The sequence below is a fragment of the Paeniglutamicibacter sp. MACA_103 genome, assembly GCF_045798555.1.
In the GTDB taxonomy this organism is placed as follows: domain Bacteria; phylum Actinomycetota; class Actinomycetes; order Actinomycetales; family Micrococcaceae; genus Paeniglutamicibacter.
The window spans coordinates 76935-102074 of record NZ_JBIXLN010000001.1 but is presented as its reverse complement, the minus strand read 5'-3'; the positions used below and the strand labels follow the sequence as shown (position 1 = coordinate 102074).

The 25140-nt window shown below is 62.8% G+C and carries 21 protein-coding genes and 1 pseudogene; 19 read left to right on the top strand and 3 right to left on the bottom strand.

The window, feature by feature from the left end; all coding sequences use genetic code 11:
- The first annotated feature begins 65 nt into the window (after positions 1-65).
- Entirely contained in the window at positions 66-452 is a 387-nt protein-coding gene (locus ACIPVK_RS00430; protein WP_407610016.1) for an ArsR/SmtB family transcription factor, read from the top strand.
- A 2-nt stretch (positions 453-454) separates the two neighbouring features.
- A complete protein-coding gene (locus ACIPVK_RS00425) occupies positions 455-895 on the top strand; it encodes a low molecular weight phosphatase family protein (RefSeq protein WP_407610015.1) in 441 nt (146 codons plus the stop codon).
- 15 nt (positions 896-910) lie between these two features.
- Here ACIPVK_RS00425 and ACIPVK_RS00420 read toward each other — a convergent pair whose 3' ends face one another.
- Positions 911-1588 carry a TetR/AcrR family transcriptional regulator gene (locus ACIPVK_RS00420; protein ID WP_407610014.1) on the bottom strand — a complete coding sequence of 226 codons (678 nt, stop codon included), beginning with the start codon at positions 1586-1588 and terminating at the stop codon, positions 911-913.
- A gap of 96 nt (positions 1589-1684) precedes the next feature.
- On the opposite strand from ACIPVK_RS00420, the gene ACIPVK_RS00415 reads away from it, so the two are divergent.
- A complete protein-coding gene (locus ACIPVK_RS00415; protein WP_407610013.1) occupies positions 1685-2716 on the top strand; it encodes an NAD(P)-dependent alcohol dehydrogenase in 1032 nt (343 codons plus the stop codon).
- A gap of 43 nt (positions 2717-2759) precedes the next feature.
- A complete protein-coding gene (locus ACIPVK_RS00410) occupies positions 2760-3686 on the top strand; it encodes a DUF4389 domain-containing protein (RefSeq protein WP_407610012.1) in 927 nt (308 codons plus the stop codon).
- On the opposite strand, the gene ACIPVK_RS00405 is transcribed toward ACIPVK_RS00410, so the two are convergent.
- Positions 3683-5989, bottom strand: coding sequence for an FdhF/YdeP family oxidoreductase (locus ACIPVK_RS00405; protein ID WP_407610011.1), 2307 nt, complete (start codon positions 5987-5989; stop codon positions 3683-3685). The genes ACIPVK_RS00410 and ACIPVK_RS00405 overlap by 4 nt on opposite strands.
- 241 nt (positions 5990-6230) lie before the next feature.
- Between ACIPVK_RS00405 and ACIPVK_RS00400 the strand changes: the two genes are divergently transcribed.
- From ACIPVK_RS00400 to ACIPVK_RS00335, 14 genes are all read left to right on the top strand, one after another.
- Positions 6231-7460, top strand: a complete 1230-nt coding sequence (locus tag ACIPVK_RS00400; protein ID WP_407610010.1) for an MFS transporter — start codon at positions 6231-6233, stop codon at positions 7458-7460.
- Between the two features lie 213 nt (positions 7461-7673).
- Positions 7674-9038 carry an MFS transporter gene (locus tag ACIPVK_RS00395; protein WP_407610009.1) on the top strand — a complete coding sequence of 455 codons (1365 nt, stop codon included), beginning with the start codon at positions 7674-7676 and terminating at the stop codon, positions 9036-9038.
- Positions 9039-9179: 141 nt separating this feature from the next.
- Complete coding sequence (locus ACIPVK_RS00390; RefSeq protein WP_407610008.1) at positions 9180-9917, top strand: class I SAM-dependent methyltransferase; 738 nt, start codon at positions 9180-9182, stop codon at positions 9915-9917.
- 171 nt (positions 9918-10088) lie between these two features.
- Entirely contained in the window at positions 10089-11222 is a 1134-nt protein-coding gene (locus ACIPVK_RS00385) for a FecCD family ABC transporter permease (protein WP_407610007.1), read from the top strand.
- The gene (locus tag ACIPVK_RS00380; protein ID WP_407610006.1) at positions 11219-12049 is read left to right on the top strand and encodes an ABC transporter ATP-binding protein; all 831 of its coding nucleotides are present in this window, start codon (positions 11219-11221) and stop codon (positions 12047-12049) included. The genes ACIPVK_RS00385 and ACIPVK_RS00380 overlap by 4 nt, the downstream gene beginning before the upstream one ends.
- Positions 12046-12843: an ABC transporter substrate-binding protein gene (locus ACIPVK_RS00375; protein WP_407610005.1), complete on the top strand. Its 798-nt coding sequence runs from the start codon at positions 12046-12048 to the stop codon at positions 12841-12843. Before ACIPVK_RS00380 ends, ACIPVK_RS00375 begins: the two co-directional genes overlap by 4 nt.
- Before the next feature lie 1588 nt (positions 12844-14431).
- A complete protein-coding gene (locus ACIPVK_RS00370) occupies positions 14432-16039 on the top strand; it encodes an ABC transporter substrate-binding protein (protein WP_407610004.1) in 1608 nt (535 codons plus the stop codon).
- A 6-nt stretch (positions 16040-16045) separates the two neighbouring features.
- Complete coding sequence (locus tag ACIPVK_RS00365; RefSeq protein ID WP_407610003.1) at positions 16046-17008, top strand: ABC transporter permease; 963 nt, start codon at positions 16046-16048, stop codon at positions 17006-17008.
- Position 17009: 1 nt separating this feature from the next.
- Positions 17010-17861: an ABC transporter permease gene (locus ACIPVK_RS00360; protein WP_407610002.1), complete on the top strand. Its 852-nt coding sequence runs from the start codon at positions 17010-17012 to the stop codon at positions 17859-17861.
- A 4-nt stretch (positions 17862-17865) separates the two neighbouring features.
- Positions 17866-19560, top strand: a complete 1695-nt coding sequence (locus ACIPVK_RS00355) for an ABC transporter ATP-binding protein (RefSeq protein ID WP_407610001.1) — start codon at positions 17866-17868, stop codon at positions 19558-19560.
- Positions 19560-20483, top strand: coding sequence for a LysR family transcriptional regulator (locus ACIPVK_RS00350; RefSeq protein ID WP_407610000.1), 924 nt, complete (start codon positions 19560-19562; stop codon positions 20481-20483). Before ACIPVK_RS00355 ends, ACIPVK_RS00350 begins: the two co-directional genes overlap by 1 nt.
- 84 nt (positions 20484-20567) lie before the next feature.
- Positions 20568-21347, top strand: a complete 780-nt coding sequence (locus ACIPVK_RS00345) for a creatininase family protein (RefSeq protein WP_407609999.1) — start codon at positions 20568-20570, stop codon at positions 21345-21347.
- Positions 21348-21386: 39 nt separating this feature from the next.
- Positions 21387-22172 carry a carbon-nitrogen hydrolase family protein gene (locus ACIPVK_RS00340; RefSeq protein WP_407609998.1) on the top strand — a complete coding sequence of 262 codons (786 nt, stop codon included), beginning with the start codon at positions 21387-21389 and terminating at the stop codon, positions 22170-22172.
- A 42-nt stretch (positions 22173-22214) separates the two neighbouring features.
- Complete coding sequence (locus ACIPVK_RS00335) at positions 22215-22973, top strand: HpcH/HpaI aldolase family protein (protein WP_407609997.1); 759 nt, start codon at positions 22215-22217, stop codon at positions 22971-22973.
- Between the two features lie 413 nt (positions 22974-23386).
- Here ACIPVK_RS00335 and ACIPVK_RS00330 read toward each other — a convergent pair.
- Positions 23387-23944 (bottom strand): annotated as a pseudogene (locus tag ACIPVK_RS00330) (GNAT family N-acetyltransferase).
- Between the two features lie 590 nt (positions 23945-24534).
- On the opposite strand from ACIPVK_RS00330, the gene ACIPVK_RS00325 reads away from it, so the two are divergent.
- Positions 24535-25050 (top strand): DUF4265 domain-containing protein, encoded by a 516-nt coding sequence (locus tag ACIPVK_RS00325; RefSeq protein ID WP_407609996.1) that lies wholly within the window; start codon positions 24535-24537, stop codon positions 25048-25050.
- Positions 25051-25140: the final 90 nt, after the last annotated feature.

Genomic DNA, 25140 nt, shown 5'->3' with positions numbered 1-25140 from the left:
TCCTTGCATATATCGACGATTGTCAATCTCCGGTCCGGAGCCGAAAAGAAAGCGATGGATGCCACATGTCCACCCCGGTAGCCATTCATACCCGCGAGGAAATCGCCGCTGTCCCCGCCGCCGAAGCGGGCGCCCCGTGCTGCGTCCCCGCCCAGGGGCAGGAAACACTGGAAGCGACCGAGGCCGAGGCCCTCGCCGCGCGCTTCAAGGCGCTCGCCGACCCCAACCGGTTGCGCATACTGTCGATCGTTTCCGCGTCCCCCGAAGCCGAGACCTGCGTCTGCGACCTTTCCGAACCCCTGGGACTGGGCCAGCCCACCGTCTCCCACCACCTGAAGGTCATGGTCGAGGCGGGGCTGTTGAACCGCGAGAAGCGTGGGGTCTGGGCCTACTACTCGCTGGTTCCGGGCGCCCTGGATTCCCTGGCCGCCACGCTGGCACCGAAGGCATGAGCATGGAACAGAACGCACACACTACCAAGAAGCCGGCCGTCCTGTTCGTCTGCGTCAAGAACGGCGGCAAGTCCCAGATGGCGGCCGGGCTCATGAAGCTCGAGGCGGGCAGCGACGTCGTCGTAACCTCGGCCGGGACCAATCCGGGATCCGCCGTCAACGGGCTTTCCGCCGAGGTCTTGCTGGACCTGGGTGTCGACATCACCGCCGAACAGCCAAAGCCCTTGACCGAGGAGCACATGCGCGAGGCCGGCCTGGTCATCGTCCTGGGCGCCGAGGCCAAGGTTCCGGAACTCGACGGGGTCCGGGTGGAAACCTGGGAAACCGACGAACCGAGCCTGCGCGGCATCGAGGGCCGCGAACGCATGGAGTTGGTGCGCGATGACATTCACGCCCGCGTGAAGGACCTCGCTCGCCGGTTGCTGGGCACCGAGAACAGCTAAGCGGACGAGGGAACCCTAGCCCTCGTCGATCCAGCGCGTCAGGGATTCGAGAATCAGCTCCAGGCCGATCCCGAACTCGTCGCCGAAGTCGTATCCCGGCTGCAACACGTGTTCCGTCGCGATTTCCATGAGGTGCGGGTACTCGCCCGTGGCGAACATCTGGACGATCGGGTCGGTGACGCTCGCCGCGGTGTCGGGCCCGCTGAAGGGAAGCGCGGCTTCCTGCATGGCGAAGCCATAGGTGTAGCTGTCCAGCAACGCATAGGCATGCGCCGCGGACTTGACGGAGAACCCGGCGGCGCGCAGGACCCCGAGGGTCGCATCGTGGTGGCGAAGCGTCGCCGGGCCGGGGGCGGTGCGTGACTCCAGCAAGCCAATGGCCCAGGGATGGCGGCCCAGCGCTTCCCGCACCGAGACCGCGCGGCGGCGCATTTCATTGCTCCACTCCCCGCCTACCGTCGGGACATCGATTTCCGCATAGACCATGTCGACGAGCGCATCCAGGATCTCTCCCTTGTTGGCCACGTAATAGTAGAGGGACATGGGCTTCACCTCGAGGGCCGTTGCCAGCGACCGCATGGTCAGCGCCCCGATGCCGTCCCGGTCGGCAATCGAAACGGCGCAAGTGAGCACCCGTTCCCGACTGAGCGGCATGCGTGCGGGCGATTTTTCCCGGATTTCCTCGGACTTCATGGCCCGATCCTATCGCATTTTCGTACAATGTAAGTTAGCCTCTCGTACTAAGTAAGGTTTCGACTCGCGAGGCCTTGCATCCCGGAAGGAAACGCCATGAACGGCGCCAAGCGACATCCAGCACGAGGAATCGAAACCGTTGGAAGCATTCCGCCCCAAGGCTCGATGCGGGCCATCGCGCAGGACCGCTACGGGGATGGGCAGGTGCTCCACGAGGCGCACCTGCCCATCCCCGTGCCGCGGGACAACGAGGTGCTGGTGCGAGTGCACGCCGCCGGCCTGGACCGCGGAACCTGGCACGTCATGACGGGCACGCCGCTGCTCATGCGCCTGGCCTTCGGATTGCGCGGGCCCCGGAACCCCGTTCCCGGCCTCGATCTGGCCGGCACGGTGGCGGCGATCGGTTCCGCGGTCACCCGCTTCGCGGTGGGTGACGCGGTGCACGGATTCGGGAAGGGAACCTTCGCCGAGTACGCGGTGGCCCGCGAGGACCGGCTGGCCCCCAAACCCTCGGGCCTGGACTTCGCCCAGGCCGCGGTGCTTCCGGTCTCCGGCGCCACGGCCCTCCAGGCGCTGCGCGCGGGACGGATTGCCGCCGGCCAGCGGGTCCTGGTGACCGGGGCCTCCGGCGGGGTCGGAAGCCATGCCGTACAGCTGGCCAAGGCGCTGGGCACCGAGGTCACCGGCGTCGCGGGGCCAACCAAGCAGGACCTGGTGCTGAAGCTGGGCGCAGACCACGCCATCGACCACACGCGCGAGGACTTTGCCGACGGCTCGCGGCGCTACGACCTGATCATCGACATCGCCGGAAACCCGGGCCTGCGCCGGCTGCGCCGCGCCCTGACGCCCACGGGCACCGCGATCATCGTCGGCGGCGAGGGCACCGGGAAGTGGCTGGGCATGGGACGCCAGTTCCGGGCCGTGGCGATCTCGCCCTTCATCGGCCAGCGCCTGGGCATGCTGGCCTCCGCCCAGCGCGCCACCGACCTGGAGGAACTGGATACCTTCATCGAATCCGGCGCCGTGTTCCCGCACCTCGAGCGGACCTTCGACCTGGCGCAGGTGCCCGAGGCCATGGCCTACCTGGTCGCGGGCAAGGCACGCGGCAAGATCGCCATCACCATCTAATCCACGCTCGTCCCCCTCTCCAACATCGTGAAAGCCGAACACCATGACCACCCAGCCAGCACCGAGCACCCCGACACCCGACCAACCACATATGTCCGCCATCCACCTGGCGATGCTCCTGATCGGGGCGCTGCTCGTTCTCGCCTCCCTCGGATCCCTGGCCATTGAGGACTTCCGCGAGATGCCCCAGGGCCTCGCGATGGCCCTGGCCGGGACCGGCCTGGGCATTGCGGCCATCCTCGTCGGCGCCGCCGGCCTGGGGCGCTCCATCTCGGCCGGTGCCCCGGCCGGGAACGGCGAACCGGGTGCGGGAACTACGGGGCCCGTACGCCTGTCCGGCCGGCTTGACCCGGGCCTCTCGCGCTGGATGTGGCTTGTCAAGTGGTTCCTGGCCATCCCCCACCTCGTGGTGCTTCTCCTGCTGTGGGTGGCCTTCGGCGTGGTGACCGTTGCCGCCGGCCTGGTGATCCTGGCGACCGGGCGGTACCCCGCCTCGTGGTTCCAGTTCTCCGTCGGGGTGCTGCGCTGGCAATGGCGGGTGTCGTACTACGCCTACGGGGTGCTGGGCACCGACGACTACCCGCCGTTCACCCTGGCGCGCGGAAATTATGCAGCCCAATTCGACGTGGCCTACCCGGCGCGGCTCTCGCGATGGAAGGTGCTGGTGAAGTCGTGGTTGCTCGCGCTGCCGCACCTGCTGGTCATCGGGGCGCTCTCCGGCGGCTCATGGGACACCGAAGACACCGGCATCACCCTGCTCGGGGTGCTGGTGCTGATCGCCGCCGTGATCCTGCTGGTCACCGGCCGCTACCCGCAGGGGCTCTTTGACCTGATCCTGGGGCTGAACCGCTGGATCCAGCGGACCGTGGCCTATGTGGTGCTTTTGACCGACGCCTATCCGCCCTTCCGCCTGGACCAAGGGCCCGAAGAACCGGTGCCGTCACAGGCGCCGGGACCGGCCGCAATCTAGCCGAAGGCCGGCGCCGCGACCGGCTCAAGGCGCACGATGACGGCCTTGGACACCGGGGTGTTCGACCCCTCGGCCGTCGCGGACAGCGGCACCAGCACGTTGGCCTCCGGAAAATAGGTCGCCGCGCAGCCGCGGGCACTGGGGTAGGAAATGATCCGCAATCCGCGAAGCACCCGATCCACCCCGTCCCCGGCTTCCGAGTGCACGTCCACGTGTGAGCCGTCGGCCAGGTGCAGCTCGGCGAGGTCCTGCGGGTTCACGAAGATGACGTTGCGCCCCTTGTGCACCCCGCGGTACCGGTCGTTCAGCGAATAGGTGGTGGTGTTGAACTGGTCGTGTGCGCGCAGGGATTGGAGGATCAGCCGCCCGGCCGGCAGCGCAAGGGTCGCCAGCTCGTTGACCGTGATCACCGCCTTGCCGCTGGGGGTCGGGAAGGTCCGCGTATCCCGCGGCGGGTGCGGAAGGATGAAGCCGCCGGGCACCCGCACCTTCGCATTGAAGTCCTCGAAGCCGTCGACCACGCGGGAGATGTGCTCGCGGATGGTGTCGTAGTCCTCCTCAAAGGCCTCCCAGGTGAACGGGTGGTCGGGCCCCAGCACCCGGCGGGCCAGGCGCGAGACGATGGCGACCTCCGAGAGCATCTTGTCGGAGACCGGCATGACCCGGCCCTGGGAGGCGTGCACCGCGCAGACGGTGTCCTCCACGGTGACGAACTGGACCCCGGATTTCTGCACGTCGATGTCGCTGCGCCCCAGGGTCGGCAGGATCAGCGCCGCGGCACCGGTGAAGGCATGGGAGCGGTTGAGCTTGGTGGAGATCTGCACCGAGAGCCGCGTCCGCCCGATGGCCTCCTGCGCCGCATTGGTGTCGGACACGGCGTGGACCAGGTTCCCGCCGAGGGCCACGAGCACCTTGATGCGGCCCTCGGCCATACCCTGGATGCTCTGCACCGCGTCGCAGCCGTGCCCACGCGGCGGCTCGAAGTCGAACTCGGCCGCCAGCCTGTCCATGAAGGCTTCGGGCATTTGCTCCCAGATGCCCATGGTCCTGTCCCCCTGGACGTTGGAGTGCCCGCGGATGGGGCAGGGCCCGGCGCCCGGGCGCCCGATGTTCCCGCGCAGCAGCAGCACGTTCATGATTTCCGTGATGGTGTCCACGGCCTTGGTGTGCTGGGTCAGGCCCATGGCCCAGGTGACGATGACCCGGTCGGCCAGCAGGTAGCGGCGGGCCAGGTCGTCGATCTGCGTGCTGTCCAGCCCGGTGGCGGCCAGCACGTCGGCCTCGGACAGGGTGGAGAGGTGGTCGCGGTAGGCCTGAAGCCCGGTGCAGTGCTCGGCGAGGAAGTCGTGGGCGAGCACCGAACCCGGAGCGGCATCCTCGGCCTCGAACACGCGCTTGGCCAGCGCCTGCATCAGGGCCATGTCCCCGGCCAGGCGGATCTGCAGGTACGCATCGGCGAGGGCGGTGCCCTTGCCGACCAGCCCGCGCGGGCGCTGCGGGTTCCTGAAGTTGATCAGCCCGGCCTCGGGCAGCGGGTTGATGGCCACGATGGAGGCCCCTGCGTCCTTGGCCTCCTCCAGTGCGGTTAGCATGCGCGGGTGGTTGGTGCCCGGGTTCTGCCCCATGACGATGATCAGGTCGGCCTTGGCGAAGTCCTCGTAGGCGATCGCGCTCTTGCCCACCCCGATGCTCTTGGTCAGGGCCACGCCCGTGGACTCGTGGCACATGTTCGAGCAGTCGGGCAGGTTGTTGGTGCCCAGCGCGCGCACGAAGAGCTGGTAGAGGAAGGCGGCCTCGTTGCTGGCCCGGCCCGAGGTGTAGAAGGTGGCCTCGTTCGGGGAGTCCAGCCGCTGCAGTTCCCCGGCGATGAGGCCGAAGGCGTTCTCCCAGGAGACCGGGCGGTAGAGGTCGGACCCGGCCGGCTTGTAGACCGGCTCGATGAGGCGGCCCTGCTGCCCCAGCCAGTACTCGCTGCGCTCCTTGAGCTCGGAGACCGGGTGCTGCGCCCAGAACGTGGAGGGCACCTTCAGCGGGTCCGCCTCCCAGGACACCGCCTTGGCCCCGTTCTCGCAGAACTCGGCCGTCTTGCGGTGCGGCGGATCCGGCCAGGCGCAGCTCATGCAGTCGAAGCCGTCCTTCTGGTTCATGTGCAGCAGCGTCTTCGCCGCCCGGCCCGGGCCCATTTCGTTCAGCGCAAGGGGAATGGAGGCCAGCAGGCTGGGCAGGCCCACCGCGCTGCGCAGGGGCGGCGAGACGGCCAGGTCCTTGTCGGTGACGTCGTCCTGCAGCGGCTTGCCTGCCATGGGAATCAGAGCCCCTTCGTCGGGCCGCGCGGGCCCGGTTGGAATCCACACCGGCGCGCAGGGCTCCCCGCCCCCACCGGGCGACGCCCATGAGCCGGTGCCATATGCCTTCAGGTCTAGCACCGGGGGCGGGGGCATTCAAGGGCCCTCACGCGCTTTGCGGGGACGCGCCCCGGGTGTGAAACACTGGAGCCCGGTCCGGGATCCCCCGGAATCCCCGACTGACTTGAGGAGAGCCTGGATGAAGGCACGCGCCGGGCACCCCGGGTATTCCCTGCTGGCCATCCTGCTGGTCGCGGTGGGCATCGGCCCGCTGCTGACCTACGGGCTGAGCGCCGTCAGCGAGCTGGTCATCACCGAGCTGGCCATCAGCGAGGCGCAATTCGGCCTGCTGGCCACGGTCTGCTTCGGAGCCGGCGCCATCGGCAATGCGGCGTTCGGCCGCTTCAGCGACCGCCAGCCCGACGCCCGCCTGCTGGGCATGGTCTTCGTGCTGGCCGCGCTCGCCCTGCTGCTGGCCGCTATCCCCGGCGGGTATCCCCTGCTGCTGGTGGCCTCGGGCCTGGCCGGCCTGGCCCAGTCCTTCCCCAACGGCGTGACCAACCGGATCCTGGCCCAGCGCGTCCCGGAGCAACAGCGCATCGGCTGGATCGGCATCAAGCAATCGGGCGTGCAGGTCAGCCAGCTTGTGGCCAGCATTGGCTTTCCCGCCCTCGCCGCCTGGATCGGCTGGCACGGGGCCAGCGGCGTGGGCGCCGCGGCCGCGGTGCTCCTGGGCGTGGTGGCGTTGCGCGTGCTGCTTGCGGTGCCGCTGCTGCCCAAGGTCCCGCAACCCGTGGGGCCGGTGGCCGCGGCGGGCCCCGCTCCGGAGCCGCCGAGCCTGAGGTTCCTGATCTGGGCCCTGGCCACCTTCGGCTTCGTCAACGGCATGGGCGTGCAGGCCACCAACGTCTATCTCTCCCTCTATGCGGTGCGCGAACTGGACTTCTCCCTGGTGCTCGGCGGCCTGGCGGCAGCCGCCGCCGGCGCGATCGGCGTGGCGGCGCGCGTGGGCTGGGGACGGATGATGTCCCGGGGCACCGCGGCCCCGCCACTCTTGCTGCTGCTGGCGGTGATGGCGCTCGCCGGTGCCGGGGTGTTCCTGGTCGCCGGCGCCACCGGATCGGCGGCACTGCTCTGGCTCGCCGTGGCGCTGCACGGCGCCTCGGCCCTCGGGGTCTCGGTGGTGCTGATGGCCGCGGTGGTGCGCAGCGTCCCGTCATCCTCGATGGGCATGGCCACCGGCATGGTCACCGCCGGGCAGTTCGGCGGGTTCACCATCGGCCCGCTGCTCATGGGTACCCTGGTCGGCTCGCCGGGCGGCTTTGCGCTGGGCTGGGCCGCGGTCGGCGGCATCTACCTACTGTGCGTGGCGCTCGGGCTCTACCTCGTGCTGCGCCGACGCCGCAGGAACCGACTGGCCGCCGGCTGAGGCGCAGGCCGTACCCGCGGACCACGCGGCCCCGGGTGATGATGGTGACCACGCGTTCCAGGGCTTCAGGGTCCGGGCGAGAAACCTCGTCACGGACAAGGCCCGGAGCATCTCGCCGCGGTGTGCGCAAGGCCCTACAATGTGAGCATTAGACAAGTGGCGGTCCTGCCCACTGGGTCCGGGCCCCAGCCTTTTGCGGACAAAGGAACTGTCATGGGCACCACCCAGTCGGCCTCCCAGCGGATGACTCCCGAACAGCGCCGGGTGGCCGGTGCCACCATGATCGGCACGACCGTCGAGTGGTACGACTATTTCATCTACGCCAACGCTGCCGCCCTGGTGCTGGCCCCCTTGTTCTTCTCGCGGCTTGAGGGCACGGCGGCCGCGATCGTCTCCTTCGCCACCGTGGGCATCAGCTTCCTCTTCCGGCCCTTCGGGGCGGTGGTCATGGGCAGGGTCGGGGACCGGTACGGGCGCCGGGTGGTGCTGATCATCACCCTGATCCTGATGGGCGCGGGCACCACCCTGATCGGGTTGCTCCCCACCTACGCCACAATCGGGGTGTGGGCACCGATCCTGCTGGTGTTCCTGCGCGTCGTCCAGGGCTTTTCCGCCGGCGGCGAGTGGGGCGGGGCGGCACTGATGGCCGTCGAGCACGCCCCGGCCGACCGCCGCGGCAAGTTCGGGGCTTTCCCGCAGCTGGGTGTTCCCGCCGGGATGCTGCTGGCGGCCGGAGTCACGGCCATCTTCGCCGCGGCACTGACCGATGAGCAGTTCCTGGCCTGGGGCTGGCGGGTGCCCTTCCTGCTGAGCTTCGTGCTGATCCTGATCGGGCACTACATCCGCACCCGGGTCGAGGAGTCCCCGGTCTTCCACGAGATGGAGGCCACCAAGCAGACCGAGACCGCCCCGCTGGGCACCCTCTTCCGCCACCACCGCGGCAAGGTTGTCCAGGCCACGCTGATCTTCATGGGCAACAACGCCGCGGGGTACATGCTCACCGGTGGCTTCATCCTCGGCTACGCCACCAAGCGCCTGGAGCTGAACGCCGGCACGATCCTGAACATCATCACCATCGGGTCCGTGGCCTGGCTGATCTCCACCTGGGTCTCCGGGGTGCTCTCCGACCGCATCGGCCGACGCAAGATGTACATCATCGGCTGGGTGTTCATGCTCGCCTGGCTGTACCCGCTCTTCCTGCTCATCGACACCGGCCAGATTGGCATGGTCGCCATCGCCCTGATCGTCTTCGGTGCGGTCATGGGCCTGTCCTACGGTCCGCTGCCGGCCCTATACGCCGAACTGTTCCCCGCCCGCATCCGGCTCAGCGGCTCCTCGATCAGCTACGCGTTGGGCGCGGTGCTCGGCGGCGCCTTCGCCCCCACCATCGCCACAGCCCTCGTGGGCACCTTCAACACCACGATCGCCGTGTCGACCTACCTGTTCCTGCTCGTGGCCGTCTCGCTGATCGCCACGCTTACCCTCAAGGACCAAACCGGAACCAATCTCTACCTCGAGGACAGCAAAGTCCGGCCCCTGGACACGGACGAAACCCCCGGCCCCATGTACGGCCCCTGATCGCTGTCGCACCACCGCCACCCGCGGCCCGGGTTCCTGCCCCGGTTGCAACTTGACTGCCGCGTCTTCCGGCCTTCCGACACGGTGGCGCGCCTCGGTACGCCGGGCGGCCATTGCAGCCCTGTGTGGCACGATGGCTGCATGAACCTGCCAAGCACTGAAGAGAAGTCCGCTGCTGCTGCGTACGACACCATTGCCGACGGCTATACGGCAGAGAACGACTCCAGCCTTCTCAACGAGTACTACAACCGGCCCGCGATACGCTCGCTGCTCGGGGACGTGACCGGCCACCATGTTCTAGACGCGGGTTGCGGATCTGGACCGACCCTCGCCGATCTCCTCGAGCGGGGAGCAACGGTCGTTGGCATTGATGGCAGTCAGGCCATGCTGGACGTGGCGCGTGGCCGGCTAGGGCCCGACGCCGACCTTCGTGTCGCCGATTTGGCCGATCCCTTGCCGTTCGATGATGAAACCTTCGATGATGTTGTCTGCTCCCTCTCCCTTCACTACCTCAAGGACTGGCAGTCGCCCCTGGCGGAGATGAGACGCGTACTCAAACCAGGTGGTCGCTTGGTTCTCTCCGTTGAGCATCCGTTCGCTACTTGGCTCGGAAAAAAGGAGCAGGGAGAAAAGACCAACTATTTCGAGACCCGAAAGAGGACCGAGAGCTGGGCCATGGGCGGTCAAGAAGCCCAACTGAATTTCTGGGACAGATCACTGTCCTCCATGTTCGGGTCCGTCATAGCTTCGGGATTCCGCATTACCCATGTTGGAGAGCCGGCCCCGTCACCGGAAGCACTTGAAAAGTTCCCGGACTTTTTCAAGGATCGCATTGATCCACGTTTCATGGCCTTCCTGTTCATTGTCTTGGAGGCTTGAGTTCCAGCGACCGTGGCGCATGCCGCATCGGCCTGTTCGGCATGGGCCCATTCTTGAAAGTGACACCCGGTATCCGCCGATTTTCGATGTCTTCAATCGGAGATCCACAGCGGTAGTCGGGTCCTGGCGCACGCGTAACACTTAACGCTAATGATTCTCATACGCGATAGCGTGACCAATGTGAACGCTTCCCCGATAACCACCCTGGATCCGCCGCGCCCCGCGCCTCCTTCGCCGCGGTCCCCGCTGCCCAGACCTGCCGCCTGGCGGCGACACGGCACCACCGCACTGCTGTCCGTCGGCATCGTGCTGGTCATCCTGATCTCCGCGGGCTCCGGACCGCTGGCCACCTCGCTGGCCGAAGCCGCGAAAATCATCACCGGCCACCTGCTCCCGGGCATGGCATGGATGAGCGACGGAACCATCAGCGTCTCGCAGGACCAGGCCGTCTGGAACTTCCGCCTGCCGCGCACCCTGCTGGCAGGCGTCGCCGGGGCCTCCCTGGCGCTGGCCGGCGCGCTGCTGCAGACCAACGTCCGCAACCCGCTGGCCGAGCCCTACATCCTGGGTGTCTCGGCCGGGGCCGGGGTCGGTGCGGTGCTGGCCATCGTCGCGGGTTCCACCGCCATGGCAGGAATCGGCCTGAACGCCGCGGCATTCCTCGGCGCCGCCGGGGCCACAGTGCTGGTGTACCTGCTGGCGAAACAGGGCGGGATCATCGCGCCCTCCCGGCTGATCCTGGCCGGCGTCGCCCTGGGCTCCCTGCTGGCCGCCATCACCAACTTCCTGACCATCACCACCGAGGCACAGAACGTCTACTCCGTGCTGTTCTTCCTGCTCGGCAGCGTCTCGGCCGCAAGCTACGGCCAGCTGGTCCTGCCCGGGCTCGCCCTGGCCGTGGTCGGTGTCTACGCGATGGCCCGCTCCCGGGCGCTGAACGCCATGCTCGCCGGCGACGAGACCGCGATCGCCCTCGGCGTGAACGTCACCTCCATGCGCCGGACGCTGCTGCTGGCCACCGCCCTGTTGACCGCCACCACCGTGGCGGTGTGCGGCGGCATCGGCTTCGTGGGCCTGGTGGTGCCGCACGCGGTGCGCATGATCGTGGGCTCGGACCACCGGCGGATGCTGCCACTGGTGATCCTGGGCGGCGCGCTCTTCCTGATGCTCACCGACCTGTTGGCCCGCTCCGTGGCCCAGCCGGCCGAGATTCCGCTGGGAATCCTCACCGCCGCCGTCGGCGCCCCCTTCTTCCTCTGGCTCATGCGCACCTCCGGCGCCCGCGGAGCGGGGGTGGGAGCGTGAACGTCTCCTTCGAAAACGTCAGCGTCGAGATCGGCGGCCGGCGGATCGTGGACAGCCTGTCCCTTGCGGTGCCCTCGGGAACGGTGCTGGGCATCCTGGGACCCAACGGCTGCGGCAAGTCGACTCTGCTGCGCACCCTCTATCGCGCCCAGAAACCCTCCGCGGGCGTCGTGCGCGTGGACGGGGACGACGTCAGGAAACTGGACGGCCGCGACGTGGCCAAGCGGATCGCCGTCATGGCCCAGGAATCCACCCAGGAATTCCCCATCACTGTCCGTGAGATGGCAATGCTGGGCAGGGTGCCGCACCAACGCGGATTCGGCGCCGATACGGCCTCCGACCACGAGCTTGTCGACACCGCGTTGTGCGAAGTCGGGGCAACGCATCTGGCCACCCGCTACTTCGCCGGGCTCTCCGGCGGCGAAAAGCAGCGCGTGCTCCTGGCCCGGACCCTGGTCCAGCAGACCCCTGTTCTGGTGCTGGACGAGCCCACCAACCACCTGGACATCGCCTTCCAGCTCGAGCTCATGTCCTTGGCCACTTCCCGCGGGCTCACGGTGCTCACCGCCCTGCACGACATGAACCTGGCGACCGAGTTCTGCGACAACGTGGCCCTGATGCGGGCCGGAAAACTCCAGGTGCTCGGCCGCCCGCACGAGGTGCTCGACGAGAACGCCATCCGCGCCGGCTTCGGCGTGGACTCCCGGCGGCTCGAGCACCCTCTGACCGGCCGGCCGCTGATCGCCGTCGCCAAGCTGCCCCCGGCAACGCCCGTGGAGCCACAACCCACGAACCACCACACCGAACCAGTCAAGGAACTCGCATGAACAACAAACCCCTGCTTTTGATCTCCGGCCTGCTGCTGGGCGGCACCCTGCTGACCGCCTGCGGGCAGGCCGTCTCCGCCATCGTGCCCGCGGAATCCGCCGGTGCCGAAAAAACCATCGAGAACTGCGGCCGCACGCTGTCCTTCGCCGGGGTGCCGCAGCGGGCGGTGGCCATGACGCCGGGCCAGTCCGAGATCCTGGTGCGCCTGGGACTGGCGGACAAAGTCGTAGCCGAGGCACAGACCAAGGGCCAAGCACTCCTGCCGGAACTCGCGAGCCTCGGAACCGCCACACAGCTGACCGAGCAGGGACCGCCCTCACGCGAGGTGCTGCTAGGCGTTGGGCCGGACCTGGTCTATGCACCCACCAGCTACGAGTTCACCGCCGAGCAGGGATTCGCCAGCATCGACCAGCTGAAGGCGGCCGGCGCCGACTCCTACATCGCCACCGCCGGCTGCGCCGAGCGCCGCGGCAGCGCGGAGGTTACCGACCTGCTCACCGACATCGAGAACATGGGAACGATCTTCGCCGCACCCGAACAAGCAGCGGCCTTGGCTGCCGAGGCCCAGGAAGTCCTCGAAGACGTCCAACAGCGTGTCGCCACAGCCGAGAAGCCATCCGTCGCGGAGCTCTTCGTGGAGGGCAACACCGTCTCGGCCATCGGCGCGGGCATCGAGTACAACATGATCGAGGTCGCCGGCGGCGAGAACGTCTTCAGCCCCGACGACAAGGCATTCGCGCAGTTCTTCTCCTCGGTCATCTCCCCCGAAACGCTCGTGGCCAAGAACCCCTAGGTCATCGTCTTCACCACGCTCGACAAGGCCCACGAGAAGGCGACCCTGGACTTCCTGCGCACCAAGTTCCCGCAGGTGAAAGCCGTGAAGAACGACCGCTTGGTGGCCATCGACTCCAGCGACGTCATGCCGGGATCCTGGGGCAACATCCGCACGGTGCAGCAGATCGCCAAGGGTCTTCACCCCGACGCGTTCTAGTCCCTACCCGCCCGGCAATATTGACTTCGGAGTCCGCCGTGAACGGCGGGCCCCGTCATTTCAGGCGGGCAATGGACTCCGGCTTCATCAACTCGTGGCGATTCAGGCGGGGTATCTATGGTCGTTTGAACTGGCCACTGAGAAGCATTGGACGATTATTGACAAGAGCGATATTTTTCGACGAATCATTCGGGCACTTTGATATACGGCAAGGTGGAACCTTGCGTTAGACCGTCGCCGCCGGGAGTCTTTCGCGCCTCGGCGTGATTCGTGCTGCCGTAGCGGTCGCAGTTGGGAAGTTGTGCGATAACTCTTTTCAGGGATGGGTTATCGGCCTTGGGTGCCCCCATAACAGCCCATGCGATTTGGTGTAGATCGGATCATTCGCCGCGTGCGAGGCTATGCAGAATCCGGTTCATGATTTGTTCGATTCCCACGACTAGTTCACCATCTGTTCCGGGCGTGAATAACTCGATGACATTGTAGGGAACGTGATTGCGTCTGGTCAAGCTGCAGATTTGATTTGAAAAATTCGGCACCCAGCGTATTGGCGCTCTCATGGCGTTTGATATTTGCTTCAGGTTTTCCCATGCGACGCAGTCCTTATCCCATGCCGCTTCAGGGCGACGGTCCGCGAGTGCCTAAGTCTTCACTTCCTCCGCGCTCCTGACCTTCGCTGGCTCCACTGGCGTGCGCAGCACTTCAGCGACGCTCGGGGCAGTTTCTACCACTACCGGGGTCGCTTTCGGGGCGCTGGAGCACGGTGCCACGCCTAGCCCAGCAACCAGCACTGCAGCGGAAACGGCGATACCTCTCCTCCAGTCGCCTAGGACCTTCCACCACATAGCAGGCGCTTCTACGCGCGCTGGCTGGTGCGGGCACAGCTGCCCGACCCTCGCGCCAGGCGCGCGTCCGCTACTAGTTAGCCCATCTCGTCCTCAACATAGTCTGCTCCGTGCTCGCCGACGAGAAGATCTCAGTGAATATGAGAGGAGTGGACCACTGACGCCGCACGTGCCGAATAAGCTGCATGCGGGATCGGTACACCGCATGCCACGATCTTCGCACAGGTCATTGAACCGTTGGATTCGGAAGTGACCAATAGGTCAAAGTGCAACTCCTAACGAATTCCCGCCAAATATCATCAACGCAAAACTAGTTTTTTTCCATGTATATCCATGTCAGAGCCCTCTATAACCCTAAGCTTATGATGTCCTATGAAATTGATGCTGGACTTTATTATTGGTTTCAGTAAGGATTTCTAGTAATCGCAAACCGAAATGTCTCACCGCGGTCAGGACAATGACCGGTCGAGGCAGCACTCGGGAACGACACAAGTGTCACCGAAGTTTTTTCCGAACAATGCCGTTCAACTTTCGTAGGAGTGACTATGTCCTTTCGTGAACCTCGCAACAGCACCCAAGCCGCCACCCACCGCCCCAAAAGAAAAAGGATTGGCCTTGCAATTTCGGCCATTGCTATCTCCGGAGCCCTTGCCCTCACTGGTTGCGCAGGCAGCACCTCGGCAGCGAACACGTCAGGAGAAGCTGGCCAGGTGCTGCGTTTCGCCATTTCGAACGAGCCCACCAAACTGACTACCGGAATGAACGAAGGCACCGTCGCCAACACGATGCTCACGCTCATTCACCGCGGCCTGATGACCTACGATTCCAACGGCGAGCTAACGGAGGGGCTCGCCGACAAAGTCGACCAGACAGATCCACTCACCTACGAAGTGATCCTGCGCGAAAACCTAACCTTCCACGACGGGACCGCGCTCACGGCCAAGAACGTAAAGAATTCCCTCGACTACTACGCCGACAAGGCAGTGGGATCGAGCCTCCTCACAGGGCTCGACGATATTGCCTCGATTGACGTTGTAGACGACACACACCTAGTGATCCAACTATCCGCCCCGAGCTCGGCCTTCCTCAGCTATTTGGCTACCCCAGCCGCCGCAATTGTTCCCGACAGTTCTCTTAACCCGGAGGGCAACAACTGGGTGGGCGCGGGACCCTTCAGCTTAACCAATCACGACAAGGGCATTGGCTTGGTACTCGAAAAATTCGATGACTATCACGCAGCGGATGAGGTTTCCCTCACAGAGATCGACATGTCGTTCTACGCGGACGGCGAAGCACGAACCAACGCACTGATCAGCGGCGACGTTGACTTCATCGACTATGTGCCGTGGGAGAACTTCGACAGGGTCTCTAACACCGCGGGACTGGCTCTCGATGCCCAGGCAGGCCCGTTCCAATACGTCAATTTCAATGTCGCAGAGGGCCCGTTCGCAAATCCGAAAGTCCGCGAGGCAGTGGCCTACGCCCTGAATCGTGAGAACAGCGTCCTAGCACCCTTCCTGGGGCACGGGCAAGCCCTATTTGGTCCGCCAATCTCCGAAACTGATCCGGCCTTCGACCCGTCTATGAAGAACCTCTGGTCTTATGATCCAACCAAGGCAAAATCGCTGCTGGCCGAAGCTGGGTACCCCGACGGTTTTGAGGCGACGCTCTTGACCACTTCCCAGTACAAGTTTCTGCAAGACACTGCGCTTTCGGTGCAAGCAGACCTCGAAGCCATCGGCATCAAGGTAAAACTGGACGCTCCGGACTGGCCCGGGCGCATTGCCAAGGGCAATGCAGGTGATTACGACATCGCGGTTTCCGGTTCTGCCGGCATGATTGCTGACCCAACCTACATAAACGGCTATGTAACTGGACCGAACGACTACTCCCGCAGCGTCGGTTACGATAACGCCGAACTGAACTCAGTGCTTGAAGATGGACTCCGTGCTTCCAACGACGCCGACAAGAAGAAGGCCTACAAGAAGGCGTTCGAGATCATCAAGACGGATGTTCCGTTCGCAACCCTGTCGACGCGCGACCAGGCGTATGCGTTCAATTCAAGGGTCACGGGTTTCAAAAACCTCCCGGGATTCCTGAGCTTTTACAGCGGTTACTCGCTGGCCAACGTTTCCCTGACCAACGGCGAATAAGACGGATTGGCACTTGAAATGCTTACTTTCGTTATCAAGCGTGTCGGCTTAGGCGCGATTCTGGTGCTGCTGGTGCTAACGCTCGTCTTCTCAGCGTTGCATCTGGTCCCCGGCGACCCGGCGGTGCTGCTGCTCTCCAGTGGAGACGGAGGCGCTCCCAGCCGGGCGGCAGTGGAATCGCTTAGGACCCAACTCGGACTCGATCAGTCATTGTTGAATCAATACCTTAACTTCTTGGGCGGCGTCTTTGAGGGTGACCTGGGTCAGTCGTTCCGAACGGATGATGCGGTCACCGGCATGATCTTCGCCAGGCTGCCGCGCACCCTCGAGCTGGTCTTGCTCGCGACGCTCATCTCACTCGTCATCGGCATTCCGCTCGGATCTTGGGCGGCTAGGGCTGGCGGCAAAGTCGACAACGTTGTGTCGATGGCAACGAGTTTCGGGGTGGCAATGCCCGTCTACGTTCTAGGCAGCATTTTCGTGCTGGTGTTCTCGCTGAAGCTCGGCTGGTTTCCTGCCGGTGGCTTTGTCACTTGGGCGCAAGACCCCCTTGGACATCTGCGTGTGCTGATCTTGCCGGCATTGTCGCTCGCCCTTGGGTTTTCGGCAGTCATTGCACGCATGACACGCTCAGAGGTGTTCGAGACGCAGAACCAAGACTGGGTGCGTACGGCCAAGTCGTTTGGTTTGGCACCCTCCACGGTGTTCCGCCGACACGTGTTACGCAACTCATTGATTCCGGTGGTCACGATTGTGGGTCTTGGAATCGGGACCCTCCTCGGGTCGACGGTTCTTGCTGAACGAGTATTCAACTATCCCGGTCTCAGCAGCCTGCTGATCGACTCGGTAGCCACCCGCGACTACCCGACCGTTCAAGGCATCGTGATCGTGATCGCAATGCTGTTCATCTCGATCACGATCCTGGTTGACATCTGCTACGGGTTGCTCGATCCACGGGTTAGGAACTGACATGACACTGATACTGACACCGTCTCCGCGACTACGCGCAGCCTTCCGCCCCCTGCGTGTCGTAGCACTGGTCTACGTCGTCGGCATCGTTACGGTGATGTTACTCGCGCCCCTGCTGGCCCCAGCCGACCCACTCGCGCAGGACATTGCCAACCGGATGCAGGCCCCCGGAACCAACGGACACATTCTCGGCACTGACGAGCTCGGCCGCGACATTCTCTCACGGCTGATGTATGGCGCGCAGGTCGAACTTTTTATAGCCCTCGGCGCCACACTGTTCGCTACCGTGCTAGGCACGGTGCTCGGAGTGCTGGGTGCCTACTTCGGAGGTCTCACCGAAGTGATCACCATGCGGGTAATCGTCGATGTGATCCTCGCCTTCCCACCGATCATCCTGGCGCTCCTCGCCGTAACAATCTACGGGCCCGGCGCCTCAACCCTAATTCTGGCGATGGGGTTCTTGTTCGCCCCCACCTTTGCCCGAATCGCATACGGACAGACGCTGACGGTGAAGGGTCTGGAATATGTTGAAGCGGCGCACGTTTTCGGCGCAAGAAACCAGGTGACCCTGACCAAGGTGGTTCTGCCCAACATTGTGTCCCCTCTGATCGTGCAGTTCTCGCTAACCATCGCTGCCTCGATCCTTTTGGAGTCAGGTCTCAGCTACCTCGGCCTGGGCGTTGTCCCGCCAGCACCCTCGTGGGGAGCAATGGTAGCCCAAGGCCAGCGCTATATGGCGACTGAACCGACAGCGCTACTTATTCCGGCGACCGTGGTGGTTGTCACGATTCTCGCATTCGGGTTGCTCGGTGACATGCTGCGCGACTATTTCGACCCCAAGTCAAGGAAGTGACCCCATGGCTGAACCAATCCTTGAAATACGTGAGTTGTCTGTGCAATTCCAGAAGGCAAAGAAATGGCTACCGCTCACCCACAACATTGACCTGAAGATCCACGCTGGCGAAACCCTCGCATTGGTGGGCGAGTCGGGCTCGGGCAAATCGGTGACAGCAATGTCGATCCTCAATCTGCTGCCTAAGAATGTCCGCCGCACAGGGCAGATCCTATTTGAAGGCACCGATCTAGTCAGCGCATCCGAAACCAGTATGCGCAAAGTGCGTGGATCTGCCATTGCCACGATCTTTCAAGAGCCAATGACCGCGCTAAACCCGGTCTACACGATCGGCCGTCAGCTCCAGGAAGCAGTTCAGAGCCACCGCACTATCACGACCGGGGATGCCCGCGATCTCGCACTTGAACTCTTGCAAAAGGTGCAAATGCCAAATCCCGAGCAGAAACTGAAGCACTACCCCCATCAGCTCTCCGGCGGTCAGCGGCAGCGGGCGATGATTGCGATGGCCATCTCCTCCGAGCCGCGCCTGCTCATAGCGGACGAACCCACCACCGCTCTCGATGTCACAGTGCAGGCCGAGATTCTCGACCTGCTTGTCGATCTGCAACAGCGTATGGGCATGGGCATCCTCATGATTACGCATGACATGGGCGTCGTCGCCGACGTGGCACACCGCGTGGCAGTCATGCAGAACGGTCGGTTGGTGGAAGAGGCACCGGCAACTGAACTCTTCACCCACCCGACCGAGCAGTACACCCGCGAGTTGCTGAACGCGGTACCTTACCTGGGCCGAAACCAGCAAGATTCGAAGCCAACGCTACCGCCAACCTTGACCGCCAGGAACTTGGTTACCACGAACGATGTGCTCAAGTTCGACAGGGTAAGCATCGAATATCCCGGCTCTTTCCGCCGCAAGGGATTCCGCGCTGTCAGCGACATCTCATTCTCTGTCGCACCCGGCGAAATTGTCGGGTTGGTTGGCGAATCCGGCTCGGGAAAATCAACCATCGGCCGCGCCGTCGTCGGTCTCATGGATGCCGCTGAAGGGGAAATTACTTTCAATGGCGAGACGCTGAAGAGCATGAAAGGGGCGGATGCGAGGCAATTCCGTCGCCAGGTGTCAATGGTCTTCCAAGACCCGGCATCGTCGTTGAACCCACGCGCGACCATAGGCGACAGTATTACGGCGCCCCTGTTGTGGACGAGGAGCGAAACGAACGGACGTAGGCTGAAGCAGCGTGCTCGGGAAATGCTCGAACTCGTGCAGATTCCTTCCGATTGGATCGACCGCTACCCGCACGAACTCTCAGGTGGCCAACGGCAACGAGTGAGTATAGCCAGGGCCATCGCCACCGACCCTCTGCTCATGGTCGCCGACGAACCCACATCGGCGCTTGACGTGTCCGTGCAAGCCAAAGTGTTAGAGCTCTTCCTTGAATTGCAGCGGCGAATTGGATTCTCATGCCTCTTTATTAGCCATGACCTTTCGGTTATTGAACAACTATCCAACAAGGTAGTCGTACTGCGCAACGGCAAGATCGTGGAGGCAGGGAGCACGCGTGATGTATTGAACAACCCCCGTGAGGACTACACGCAGAAATTGATCGCGGCAGCGCCTGTGCCCGATCCCGAAATACAGCAGGTACGACGCCGTGCACGGCGGAGCACCACCGCACGACCCGATTTGGTCGGTATCTGATGGAAACGCGACGTCTCGAAATTTATGTCGCCCTCGTCGATGAGGGGAGCTTTAGTAAAGCGGCTCAAAAGTTCTACATCTCGCAACCAGCGTTGAGCCAGCAGATCAGCCGCCTGGAGAAGGAACTTGGCGCCAAGCTCATCGATCGGAGTGCCCGCCAGCTCACCCAAACCGCGGTCGGCAAGCGGTTCTATATAGAGTGCAAGAAACTTCTCGCGTGTGCACTCGACATTGAACAGCTTTTCTCTGACGGACAGCACGGGCGCATAGGGCGAGTCCGCCTGGGACTGACACCGTCGTTGCGCTATGGGCGCATGCCATCTGTGATCAAAAAGTACACCGACGCACACCCAAACGTCGAGGCCGATCTTTTCTTCGAAGCCACTAGTCAACTTGTCGAGATGCTTGAGTGCGGTCAGATCGACGTGGCGATCATGCTCACCGAACCTGAGCTCGAGGGACTGACGTCCAAGCCTCTTTTCGCTGACCCCTACGTCGTCGTCGTTCCTGACGACCACCCGCTCGCTACCGAAGAGAAAGTCAGCTTCCGGCAGCTGAGAGGCGAACTGCTAATATCCATCCCCCGAATCAATGCGCCCGAGAATCATGACGCGCTCGTCTCCGGATGTCTGCAAGCTGGTTTCTCCCCGCGGGGTCCGGTAGTTTCCGGTTCCTACATAGACCACGTCTCACTCACCTCAGCCGGTAAGGGGCTGAGCTTCATCCCCTCGTCCATGGCAAAGCTCAACATGGAAAACATTCTCTATAAGGAGCTTGTGGATCCAGTGGTGTTCGCGAACGTCACCATCTGTTGGTTCCCGGAACGCACGGATTTCGTTCTTGAAGCGTTTGTTGAACACTGCTTCGCCGAGTTCGCTGTTGGTGATGAGGAGGAGGTCGGCCACCTGGCATCACTCATGTAGCCATCCGCAAGTCCGAATAAATTGGTCAAATTTAAAGCAGGAGGAGTCGTTTTGGGAAAGTTTCGTACTCAAAGTCTTGGAGAAATGAGCTGGACCGAAGTGGCAGAAGCCGCCAAGGAAGACCCCGTGGTGCTGCTGCCCATTGGAGCCATCGAACAGCACGGACCACACCTTCCAATCCACGAAGACTCAATCGTGGCGGAGTGGGCCGCCCACCGTATCGCTGAAGCTACTGGCAACGACCTAGGCGTGCTGGTTGCGCCTGCGCTGCACTACGGTCATTCACCGGTTTTCCGCGGCTTCGCCGGCAATCTTTCGTTGAGCTCGAACACGCTCAAGCTAGTTACTTATGAAATTCTACAAACATTAGTCGAGTCAGGGTTTCGCCGTATCATCCTCATCAACAACAACGGGGGGAACGTCGCACCAGTGACCGCGGCGGCGGTCGACCTGCGTCGTGACCTCGGCATCCTCGTCGGCCACCTCTATCCTTGGAACCTGGGCTATGCGCTGATGCGCGACCACTACGAGGACCCTGCCGCAGTTTATGGGCATGGTGCCGAGCCGGAGCACTCCGCTATGTTGGCGATGTTCCCCGAGCAGGTGCAAGCCGACAGAATCGTCGCTGGTGGATTGCGCGAGTTCAACGGCTGGAGTCCCACGAGCTACACAGAGGCCCGCATTGGCGAGCATGCAGTTCCCGGCACCGTCTTCTGGGACTTCTCCGAGGTCAGCAGTACAGGCGTGACCGGCGATGTCAGAGTCGGAAACGCCGAGACCGGGCAAGTATGGATCGATCGAGTCATCGGATATTGCTCTGACTACGTGCGCGAATACGAGCAGAATACCCGTGTCTCCGTCTAGCCAATCCGTCTCCAACCGCTACGAAAGTAGGACAATCTCATGCTTGCTGCCATCTGCCAATTCGCTGCTACCACCGACCCCAAGGAGAACGCACGAATCATTGCTGACTTCGCAGAGCGCGCCTCGAACGACGGTGCGAAACTGCTGATCACGCCCGAATCGTCACTCATACGCCTCCCCGGTAAGGGGCAGTCCCTACTCGACCACGCCGAACCGCTCAGCGGCCCGTTTGTTGAGGATCTGAAGGCTGCTTCGAAGGCCAACGGTATCGCCATCATCGCTGGAACGTATACGCCTGGCGATGAGAACCGGGTTGTGAATACGCTGGCCGTCGTGGTGCATGGGGAGCTCGTTACGCACTACGACAAGATCCACTTGTACGATGCTTTCGCTTACAAGGAATCCGACAACGTCAAGCCCGGATCAGTGGAAGCTGTCACTGTCGATATCGACGGTGTCCTTTTCGGGCTTACCACGTGCTATGACCTACGTTTCCCAGAGATCTTCCGGGCACTGTCGGATGCCGGAGCTCAGGCCTTCGTGGTACCAGCGGCGTGGATCAAGGGGACCTCAAAGGAAGAGCACTGGTTCACGCTGTTGCGTGCCCGGGCTATCGAGAATACCGCCTATATCTTGGCCAGCGGCGAGGCCGGAGAGAAATGCGTCGGGCGCTCCACCGCCTTCGACCCAATGGGCCTCCAGCTGGCCGACCTCGGCGACGGGCCAGGTTACAGAGTGGTGGAAATCGACCCCAACCGCGTGAGCGAGATTCGTGAAATCGTGCCGACACTGGCTCATCGCCGGTTCAAGGTCTCTGCCGTCTAAGCATTGCAACCCCTTGACCATTCAATCCAGAAAGGCGTACCCATGTCTCCTTACTCATCCGCTTTTTGGCTTTCCAGCCCTAACGTTGCGGCCGCCGAAATCGCAGGACAGATAGGTTACGATTCAGTGGTCCTCGACATCGAACACGGCACATTCGACCTCGCCACGCTGGAACGATTCATCCCGTTTCTCCGGGCACTCAACCTTCGGGTGATCGCCAAGGTGTTGAGCCCGGACCGAGGACCGATCCAGCAAGCGCTTGATTTCGGTGCAAGCGCGGTCGCGATCCCGCATGTGGAGAATTTGGCCCACGCCCGTGAAGTGTGCGCGTTCGGTAAGTTTCCGCCGTTGGGCAAACGCAGCTTCGCGGGTGGACGCACGGCCAATTACGGTGGCGTCACAGATTCCTGGGTAACAGCGCAAGACACGACAACGGCCGTTTATCCGATGATAGAAGATGCCGGCGCACTAGAAGAAATCGACCAAATTCTTGCCCTCGAAACCGTGGACGGCGTATTCGTGGGCCCATCCGATCTGTCGCTCAGTAGTAAACGCGGCGCTTACACCCGTATGGGCGGTGACTTCGCCGACCTCACGGTGCTGGCAGATGCGGCCCGCCGGGCGGGTAAACCTTGGATCTTTCCGTCGTGGAGTCCGGAAGAAAAGGAATTTGGCGTGCGGAACGGCGCCGACATTCTAGTGCTCAACCTTGAACATGGCGCCTTATACGAGGGCTTTGCCAACTCGTTTGCAGAAATGACCCAACTGCGGGAGAGCCTATTAAGGGTAACGCGCACCTAAGTCCACTTTCTGTTCTTGGTCTGGGCGCGCTCAGACGTGAGCGCACCCAGACAGCAGATGTTGCATCTATCCATACGTTTATCGATTAAAGGCCACATCTGGCTAGACGTGAGTAACCCCTGGGCGCGCTCTCCCTTGGCCGGAACCATGGTAGTCTCTCCGACCACGAGCCCTAGGAATTGATCGTCAGCGCCTGGGAAAACAATAACGAAGTCGGAGTTTGGCCAGGCCGCCGACCTTGTTTCGGTATTCCCAGGCGTTCATCACGTTGCATTGAAGGATTCATGCACCCAGAAACCGTCAAACAAACCCTGACGTGCCACCACTTGCAATGAGCAAAAGCCCTCTCAATGAATGTTCGCTGATCGGACTTTGGATAACGGCGCCAATTGATTCCAAACGCACATTGAAAATTAGCGTTTCTTAGCGAGCCTCCAGTTCAGCCGGCATTGAACCTGCGGCCATTCCGAGGCAACGATCGAAAATATGAAGGCATTACGAAGTGCGCCATTGGCCATGCGACTTCTCGCGCGTAGTATCCCATCCTGTTTCGCTCCCAAACGGGCGACACAATTGATAATTTCGAACGCATGGCCGAGCAACAGCCTTTTACCGTCCGGATTCGTTCCAGTTCCTTACACGCTGGCTGCGTTCCGGCTGTAGCCAATTTCCAAGCGCGGCAATTCGGCATTGATGTTGCAGTACGTGGTCATGCCAACGATTTTTCCTGGTTCGCCAGTAACTGGGTCGTTTAGGCGAGTGGTAAATGGAACCATGAAACCTGCTTCTTGCATAGCCAGCCGACGTAGAATCTCAGCATGCATTTCGTCGGGACGCGGCACCAAGGCGTACCAAAGACTCCATAACTCACCATCTCCTGCTGCTTCAACGAGCCCGTCGCGGTGATCTTCATTCAAGGTCTCCAGAGATACGCGTTTTCCAAGGAGGGTTTCTGGGGAGATCATAGTCATGGGGTCACTTACCTACCCAGAAACCGTCTTCAGCCCAACGTGATTCCATGCCTAAATCAGGAAATAGACTCGCGACAGATAGGCGCTTGGTCAACTAGTCTGGCATTTGTTCCTATCCTGAATGGGTTTACTGCCGAGCGTAGGTGGACGCCGCTACAAGTTGCCAGTTGTGACGTCACTGGTGGATGCCCAGTCTCGTGGCTCGGCATAATCTGTTTCGGCGGTCCACATACTATCCAACCTACAAGCCCACGTAGCGCGTTCATGGGGCATCCGGTGCCGGTGGCGCTTATCGTCAGAGCGGAAGGAAATCGTCAGGTCAGCGTTCCCTACCGGCAGGAGACGAACCACAATTTCGGGTCGAAGTCGAAGGTCAGCTTCAAGGTGAACGTCGGGGAGGCCTCGTCGACGACGTTCCTGCCGCCGTCCTGATGCCGGGGAAGGCCACTGCGCGGGCTCCTCCAACTCCCCCGGGGCCGTTCCGATGGCCAACCGGTTTAAAGTTGCTTCGATGCCAAAGACGCGACCCCTTTCAGGACAACTTCTGGGCAACCCTCACTTTCGGGCGGAAGGGCAGATACGCTCCTGTCATGGACGAATATCGACGTCACCCCAGCCTGGTCACGCACTGGCACAACGGCGTGCTGGAACCATGGCCGGAAAGTGCGGCAGTGGATGAAACGGTCTGGTTCTCAATACCGGACGAAGAAGACGGTGTCACTTACTGGGAAGGCCTCAACGGGAAGATCGAGAGTGATGGTTCCATCACCGTTCTGGGCGTGCCGGCCTACGCCTACAATGTGGATTTCGGCGATCGGGTCGCCGTTGTCCGATCGGCGGAGGGACCCTTCGTGGCTACCGGGATGGTCCAGCGCAGCGGCAACTGCACGTACAGGTTCTTCATGACCGACGCGAGCGATGAAACCGGGTGGTACCCATTGGCCCAGGAATTCGCCACGTTGGGCTGCCTGGTCGACGTGCTCACGCCCAGGCTGACAGCACTGTCTTGCACGCCGAACAATTCGCGGGCTGTAACCGATCGTTTGGCGCAGCTTCACCAGGAAGGACTCCTGGAGTACGAAACCAGTCGTTTGGGCTCAGACTGAAATCGGATCCAGCTGCGCCTCTCTGTCTTTTCCCTCCATGGCCCGGAAGCCGCCGGGGAATTGACTACCGGCGTGGCATCATTTTGGCGA